Below are 7,627 nucleotides of genomic sequence, written 5' to 3'. Positions count from 1 at the left end.
CCGCGCGATCAGTCGGAGCGAATGATCTACAACAACTACCTCGCGATGAACATGATTCGCGACAGGGGGAAGCGGCCAATCACGCCCGAGGAGGTGCTGGAGCTGCATAGCATCCTGACGGACGGGACGCTGGAAAGCGCGGAATATTCTGGTCGATATCGTTCGGTGGGAGACAATGTCGTCATCTACGACCGAGGTTCCCCGCCGACGCTGCTGCATGTCCCGCCGCCTGCAATCCAAGCGGCGGACAGGATGAGACGGCTTTGCGCGTTCGCGAACGACACGGCGAGCGAAACCTTCATCCATCCTGTCGTGCGCGCCATCGCAATTCACTTCCAGATCGGCTACGACCATCCATTCGTTGATGGGAACGGACGGACGGCCAGGGCGCTCTTCTACTGGAGCATGATGAACTCCGGTTACTGGTTGACCGAATATCTGTCGATTTCGAGCGTATTGAAGAAGTCGCCCGGGAAATACATGCGGGCTTATCTCTACACCGAGAGCGATGGCGCCGATCTGAGCTATTTCGTCTCGCAGCAGTTGGAAGCGATCGAGCAGTCCATCCAGGCGTTGCACACGTATATCGCGAAGAAGCAGCAGGAAGATCGGCTTGCGCGTCACGTGCTGCGCAAGGCGCATGTGGGCGACGCTGTGCTGAATCACAGGCAGCGCGCCTTGCTGGCCAATGCACTGAAGGATCCTGATCGGCCATACACCGTGGCCGGGCATCGGTCGGCGCACACGATCACCTATCCAACAGCGCTGGGCGACCTGAATTCCCTGGTCGCCGCGGGCCTGCTCTACAAGCAACGGGTCGGCAAGGCGTTCGAATACTACCCGGTACCTGGCCTCGCACGAATGTTGGGAGCCTGACCGCCCCAGGCGGGTGCTCAGCCTCTATGCGTTCCGGGGAAATGCCTCGGCCAGAGTGCGGCAGCGGCGCCACCTGCGATAATCCACCGATGACCGATGCTTCCCTTCCCGATTCCGTCCGCGTCGCGCTCGAACAGGGCCTGCACGCGCAAGGCCTGGACGCGGCCGCGCTGGCGCCGCCGCTGCTGGCCTACCTGGCGCTGCTGACGCGCTGGAACCGCACCTACAACCTGACCGCGATCCGCGACCCGCACGAGATGGTGACCCGCCATCTGCTGGATTCGCTGGCGATGCACCCGTTCGCCCAGGAGGGCGCGCTGGCCGACCTGGGCACCGGCCCGGGACTGCCCGGCATTCCGCTGGCGATCGCGCGGCCGCAGCTGCGGGTGACCCTGGTCGAAAGCAACGGCAAGAAGGCGCGGTTCCTGCGCGAGGCGGTGCGCCAGCTGCGCCTGGACAACGCGCGCGTGGCCGAGTCGCGCGCCGAGGCGCTGGACGAGGCCGGCGCCTACGACCTGCTGACTGCGCGCGCGCTGGACACCCTGGCCGGCATCGTCGCCGTCGGCGGCCACCTGCTGCGCCCGGGCGGGCGCCTGCTGGCGATGAAGGGCGTGCGCCCGGACGAGGAGATCGCCGCGCTGCCGCCGGGTTGGGTGGCGCCGACGGTGCACCCGCTGCAGGTCCCCGGCCTGGGCGCCGACCGTCACCTGGTGGTGGTCGAGCGCGGTTGAGCGGCGGCCGCGGCCGGCCCCGATTTCCGCCAGGGGGGGCTGTGACCGCATAATGCCCGGTCCCACCCCATCGCCGACGAGGCTCCCGCATGGCCCGCATCATCGCCATCGCCAACCAGAAGGGCGGCGTCGGCAAGACCACCACCGCGGTCAACCTGGCCGCGTCGCTGGCGCGGCAGTCGCAGCGCGTGCTGCTGGTGGACCTGGACTCGCAGGGCAATGCGACGATGGGCAGCGGCATCGACAAGCGCGAGCTGGCCGCCTCCACCTGCGACGTGCTGCTCGGCGAGAGCAGCGCCGAACAGATCCGGGTGACCGCGCCGGAAGGCTTCGACCTGCTGCCGGGCAATATCGATCTCACCGCCGCCGAGATCCAGCTGATGGACCAGCCGGCGCGCGAGCAGCGGCTGAAGACCGCGCTGGCGCCGCTGCGCGAAGCCTACGACTTCATCCTGATCGACTGCCCGCCGGCGCTGTCGCTGCTGACCCTGAACGCGCTGACCGCCGCCGACTCGGTGATCGTGCCGATGCAGTGCGAGTACTACGCGCTGGAAGGGCTGACCGCGCTGCTGGAGACCATCGAGGCGCTGCGCGCCGAGCTGAACCCGGCGCTGGAGATCGAAGGCGTGCTGCGCACCATGTTCGACGTGCGCAACAACCTGGCCAACGCGGTGTCGGCGGAACTGACCAACCACTTCGGCGACAAGGTGTTCCGCACCATCGTGCCGCGCAACGTGCGCCTGGCCGAGGCGCCCAGCCATGGCCAGAGCATCGTCGGCTACGACCGCACCTCGCGCGGCGGCGTCGCCTACCTGGGACTGGCCGGTGAGATCGTGCGCCGCCGCAACGAACGCAATCGGCCGATGCCGGCCATGGAGACCATCTGATGAGCGCCAAGCCCCCCGCCCTCGGAGCGAAGAAGCGCGGCCTCGGCCGTGGCCTGGAAGCGCTGCTGGGGCCGAAGGGCGCGGCAGCGCCGGCGCCGACCGCCGAGCTGCAGCCGGGCGAGAGCCTGCGCCGCCTGCCGGTCGGGCAGCTGCAGCCGGGCAAGTACCAGCCGCGCCAGGAGATGGACGAGGCCAAGCTGCAGGAGCTGGCCGAGTCGATCAAGGCGCAGGGCGTGATTCAGCCGATCGTCGCCCGCGAACTGGCGCCGGGCAGTTTCGAGATCGTCGCCGGCGAACGCCGCTGGCGCGCCTCGCAGTTGGCCGGCCTCAGCGAGGTGCCGGTGGTGGTGCGCGAGCTGGACGATCGCACCGTCATCGCCATGGCGCTGATCGAGAACATCCAGCGCGAGGACCTCAATCCGCTGGAAGAGGCGCAGGCGCTGCAGCGGCTGATCGACGAGTTCTCGCTGACCCACGCCGAGGCCGCCGAGGCGGTGGGCCGCTCGCGCGCGTCGGTGTCCAACCTGCTGCGCCTGCTGGAACTGCCGCCGGCGATCCGTGTGCTGCTGGAAGCGCGCCGCCTGGAGATGGGCCATGCGCGCGCGCTGCTGACGCTGTCGCCGGAGCTGGCCAGCCGCCTGGCCTCCGATGCCGCCGATCAGGGCTGGTCGGTACGCGAGGTCGAGCACCGTGCGCAGCAGTTCGCCGCCGGCAAGGTGCCGAGCAATCGCAAGGCCAAGCCGGCGCGCACCGCGCCGCAGGCCGACATCGCCTCGCTGGAAACCGAGCTGTCCGAGTCGCTGGGCACCAAGGTGTCCATCGCCCATGGCCGCGGCGGCAAGGGCAAGCTGGTGATCCACTACACCGACCTGGACACGCTGGACGGCGTGCTCGAGAAACTGCGCCCGCGGCAGGCCTGAGCGCCGCCGCCCGCGTCCGCCAGGACCGCCTCCGCCATGCATCCCAGCAAGGTCGACCGCCACCACCTGCTGCGCCTGACCGACCTGCCCAACGTCGGGCCGGCCTGCGAGAAGGACCTGCGCCTGATCGGCATCCGCGTGCCGGCGCATCTGCAGGGCCGCGATCCCTACGATATGTACGCACAGCTGTGCCTGCGCACCGGGGTGATGCACGACCACTGCGTGATCGACGTGTTCCTGTCGATCGTGCGCTTCATGCAGGGCGAGACGCCGCGCCCGTGGTGGGAATTCAGCAAGGAGCGCAAGGCGGCGCTGGCCAAGGACGCGCCGCTGACCCTGCGCTGAGGCCGCGCGCCGCGGCGCTGGCCAGCAACCGGAGCATTGCATGAGCAACGAGGACACGCAGATCAGCCCGGGCGGCAGCCCGATCCTGCACCACCGCGAGGAAAAACCGTTCGCACCGGCGAGCGGCGAGTCCTGCCTGGAGCAGATCGGCGCGCACATCGAATGCCAACTGGGGCGGGTCGCCGGCGTGCTGCACGAGATCATCTCCGACACCGTGCACCTGGATGTGCACGTGGTGCCCGCCACCGACGAGGTGCCGTATCTGCGGCTGGTCACCTCGGGGATGAGCGACCTGCCGATGGCCGTGCCCGAGGGCGTGGGGGCACCGCGCTTCATGGAGCTGATGCTGACCCTGCCGCCCGACTGGCCGATCGAGTACGAAGATTTCCAGGATGAGCGCCATTACTGGCCGCTGCGCCTGCTCAAGACCCTGGCGCGGCTGCCGCACAAGTACGACACCTGGCTGGGCTTCGGCCACACCGTGCCCAACGGTCACCCGGCCGAACCGTACGCGCCCGGCATCGGCTTCGACGGGGCGATCGTGCTGCCGCCGGTGAGCACGCCCGAGGCGTTTGGGGAACTGGTCGTCGATGCCGACAAGACCATCGTGTTCATGACCCTGGTGCCGCTGTATCCGGAAGAAATGGCGCTCAAGCTGAAGAAGGGCGCCGAGGCGCTGATGGACCGCTTCGACGCCAAGGGCCTGCAGGACGTGATCGATCCCGCCCGGCCCAATGTCGCCCGCAAGCGCTTCGGGCTTTTCTGACCTGCCGTTCCGATCCACACACCGCGCACGCCGTTCCACGCTTTCCAGGACTTTCGCCATGCCCATCCTCGTCACCGGCGCCGCCGGCTTCATCGGTGCCCACACCGTCCGTGCGCTGCGCGCCGCCGGGCAACTGGTGGTGGGCCTGGACAACTACAACGACTACTACGACCCGCAGCTCAAGCGCGACCGCGTCGCCGCGCTGTGCGCGAACGCGGACATCCGCACCCTGGACCTGACCGACCGCGAGGGCCTGGCCGCGCTGTTCGATGAGGTGCAGCCGACCCGCGTGGTGCACCTGGCCGCGCAGGCCGGGGTGCGCTATTCGCTGCAGAACCCCTATGCCTACGTCGACAGCAACCTGGTCGGCTTCGTCAACATGCTGGAGCTGTGCCGGCACCGCGGCGTGGAGCATCTGGTCTATGCCTCCAGCAGCTCGGTGTACGGCGATTCGGCGACGCCGCCGTTCTCCGAGGATCAGCGCATCGACCAGCCGCGCTCGCTGTACGCGGCGACCAAGGCCGCCAACGAGCTGATGGCGCACACCTATGCGCAGCTGTACGGCCTGCGCGCCACCGGGCTGCGCTTCTTTACCGTGTACGGCCCCTGGGGCCGTCCGGACATGGCGCCGCTGCTGTTCAGCCGCGCGGTGCTGGCCGGGCGCCCGATCGAGGTGTTCAACCACGGCCGCATGCGCCGCGACTTCACCTTCGTCGCCGACATCGTCGCCGGCGTGCTCGGCGCGCTCGATCACCCCTCCAGCGAGCCGGTACCGCACCGCGTGTTCAACCTCGGCAACCACACCCCGGTGGAGCTGGAGCGCTTCATCGCGGTGATCGAGGACGCCGCCGGGCGCAGCGCCGAGAAACAGTATCGGCCGATGCAGCCGGGCGACATGATCGAGACGATGGCCGATACTGCGCGGGCCCACGCCGCGTTCGGCTTCGATCCGAGCACCCCGATCGAGGTCGGCCTGCCGCAGGTGGTGGCCTGGTGCCGGGAGTATTTCGGCGCCGCCGCCTGACGCTTCATCCGCGGATCATCGGTCCGCGGCACAATGCCTGCCGCTTTTTCCCCCACGCGCGCCCCGCGCCCAGCCTTGCCGAATCCATGAGCCAGCTTTCTCTCTCCGTCGTCGTCCCGGTGTTCAACGAGCGCGACAATGTGCCGCCGCTGGTCGCCGAGATCGTCGCCGCGCTGCGCGGCACGATCGATTTCGAGATCGTCTACGTCGACGACCATTCGCGCGACGACACCCTGGCGGTGCTCGAAGGGCTGAAGGCGTCCACGCCGGAGCTGCGCGTGCTGCACCATGTCAGCCAGAGCGGGCAGAGCACCGCGGTGCGCAACGGCATCAAGGCCGCGCGCGGGCTGTGGATCGCCACCCTGGACGGCGACGGCCAGAACGATCCGGCCGACATCCCCAAGCTGCTGGCCGCGCGCCAGGCAGCCGAGCCGCTGGTCAAGCTGTTCGCCGGCTGGCGGGTGTCGCGGCAGGATTCGGGCAGCAAGCGCTGGGCATCGAAGTGGGCCAACGCGATCCGCGCACGCATGCTGCGCGACGACACCCCGGACACCGGCTGCGGCATCAAGCTGTTCGAGCGCGAGGCATTCCTGGACCTGCCTTACTTCGACCACATGCACCGCTACCTGCCCGCGCTGATGCAGCGGGCCGGCTGGCAGACCCTGAGCGTGCCGGTCAATCACCGCCACCGCACCTCCGGCGTGTCCAAGTACAACAACCTCAACCGCGCCCTGGTCGGCATCCGCGACCTGCGCGGCGTGGCCTGGCTGATCGCGCGCAGCCGCCGCACCGCGGTGCAGGAGCGCTGAGATGGACGCGCATTTCCTCAACGAACCGATCCAGGCGTTGTACTGGACCGGGCTGCACGTCACCGGCTGGAAGCTGATCGGCTACGTCGGCGCGCTGATGTTCGGCGGCCGCTGGCTGGTGCAGTTCGTCGCCTCCAAGCGCGCCGGCAAGCCGGTGATCCCGCGCCTGTTCTGGTACATGAGCGTGATCGGCAGCCTGATGACGCTGAGCTACTTCATGTTCTCGGCCAAGCAGGACTCGGTGGGCGTGCTGCAGAACCTGTTCCCCGCGTTCACGGCCTTCTACAGCCTGTACCTGGACATCAAGCACCGCGGCTGGCACCGCGACCGCGCCTCGCATTGAGTGCGGTGCCGCTGCGCGCGATCGCAGGGGCGCATGATCGCAGGCGGCGCGTAATACCCTCCGATCGCGACCCGCCACTGTGGGAGGGACTTCAGTCCCGACGCGTGAATCTTCCAGGTCTCGGTAGTGCCGCCCTCTGCTTCACACAGCAGCGAGCACCGGCTTTCTGACGCCACGCCTGTGAGTTTCCCCACGCCTGTACCGGTCGATCCCCGATGGTCCCGCATGATCCGCCCTGCAACCCTGGCGTCATGCACAGCAGAATTCCCCGAGGTTACCGCGCGCTGCGTGCAGGACGCTGGAGCGAGACCGGACGCATCTATCTGGTCACCACAGTGACCTGGCAGCGCCAGCGCCTGTTCGAGGACTGGCGCTGCGCGTGGGCAGCCGCGTCCTGCCTGGGCCATGCCGATACCTGGGCCGGCGCGCAGCTTCTGTGCTGGGTGCTGATGCCCGATCACTGGCATGGGCTGGTCATGCTCGAGCGCGGCGCTGCTCTGCCAACCGTCGTGCGCGATGCCAAGGGCCGCGCCGCCAGGGCGGCCAATTATGCGCGGGGCCGCGGCGGCGCCGTGTGGATGGAGGGGTTTCATGATCGTGCACTGCGCGACGCGCGGCAGTTGCTGCCGGCAGCGCGCTACATCGTCGCCAACCCGTTGCGCGCCGGTCTGGTGCGCCGCGTCGGCGACTACCCGTACTGGGATGCGGTTTGGCTGTGTCCGGCCGCTACCGCGCCGTGCGCGACATCATGCTCGGGTGCAAGTGCGACGGCGTGATGCCGTGCAGACCGACGGTGAGGCTTGCGGTCGCATGGTCGATGTCGGCACCAGCAGGCCTGCGACCGCTGCAATGGCTGCAGTTGCTGCTGGATGCTGTCGCAGGCGGAGCGACCGCGCGTCGGGACTGAATTCCCTCTCACAATGGGA

10 protein-coding genes are annotated in these 7,627 nt (G+C 68.7%); all 10 read left to right on the top strand.

All coding sequences use genetic code 11. The annotated features are described in order from the left end of the window. Positions 1-876, top strand: an 876-nt coding sequence (locus D588_RS25355) for a Fic family protein (RefSeq protein WP_043085920.1), incomplete at its 5' end; no start/stop codon positions are given. Between the two features lie 89 nt (positions 877-965). Further along, positions 966-1,607, top strand: a complete 642-nt coding sequence (gene rsmG / locus D588_RS0118385) for a 16S rRNA (guanine(527)-N(7))-methyltransferase RsmG (RefSeq protein WP_017917019.1) — start codon at positions 966-968, stop codon at positions 1,605-1,607. Positions 1,608-1,696: 89 nt separating this feature from the next. After that, a complete protein-coding gene (locus D588_RS0118380) occupies positions 1,697-2,494 on the top strand; it encodes an AAA family ATPase (RefSeq protein ID WP_017913880.1) in 798 nt (265 codons plus the stop codon). Then, complete coding sequence (locus D588_RS0118375) at positions 2,494-3,414, top strand: ParB/RepB/Spo0J family partition protein (RefSeq protein WP_017917018.1); 921 nt, start codon at positions 2,494-2,496, stop codon at positions 3,412-3,414. Before D588_RS0118380 ends, D588_RS0118375 begins: the two co-directional genes overlap by 1 nt. Positions 3,415-3,450: 36 nt before the next feature. Further along, positions 3,451-3,759, top strand: a complete 309-nt coding sequence (locus tag D588_RS0118370) for a helix-hairpin-helix domain-containing protein (RefSeq protein WP_017917017.1) — start codon at positions 3,451-3,453, stop codon at positions 3,757-3,759. Positions 3,760-3,799: 40 nt separating this feature from the next. Next, entirely contained in the window at positions 3,800-4,525 is a 726-nt protein-coding gene (locus tag D588_RS0118365) for a suppressor of fused domain protein (RefSeq protein WP_017917016.1), read from the top strand. 58 nt (positions 4,526-4,583) lie between these two features. Continuing rightward, positions 4,584-5,549: an NAD-dependent epimerase/dehydratase family protein gene (locus tag D588_RS0118360; protein WP_017917015.1), complete on the top strand. Its 966-nt coding sequence runs from the start codon at positions 4,584-4,586 to the stop codon at positions 5,547-5,549. 86 nt (positions 5,550-5,635) lie between these two features. After that, on the top strand, positions 5,636-6,358 hold the full coding sequence (locus D588_RS0118355) for a glycosyltransferase family 2 protein (RefSeq protein ID WP_026143863.1): 723 nt from the start codon (positions 5,636-5,638) through the stop codon (positions 6,356-6,358). Between the two features lies 1 nt (position 6,359). Further along, positions 6,360-6,701: a lipid-A-disaccharide synthase N-terminal domain-containing protein gene (locus D588_RS0118350; protein WP_017908747.1), complete on the top strand. Its 342-nt coding sequence runs from the start codon at positions 6,360-6,362 to the stop codon at positions 6,699-6,701. Between the two features lie 251 nt (positions 6,702-6,952). After that, the gene (locus tag D588_RS0118345) at positions 6,953-7,477 is read left to right on the top strand and encodes a transposase (protein WP_255325467.1); all 525 of its coding nucleotides are present in this window, start codon (positions 6,953-6,955) and stop codon (positions 7,475-7,477) included. Positions 7,478-7,627: the final 150 nt, after the last annotated feature.

The sequence above is a fragment of the Xanthomonas sp. SHU 308 genome (genome assembly GCF_000364645.1).
Taxonomy (GTDB): Bacteria; Pseudomonadota; Gammaproteobacteria; order Xanthomonadales; family Xanthomonadaceae; genus Xanthomonas_A; species Xanthomonas_A sontii.
This window is presented reverse-complemented; position numbering and strand designations above follow the sequence as displayed.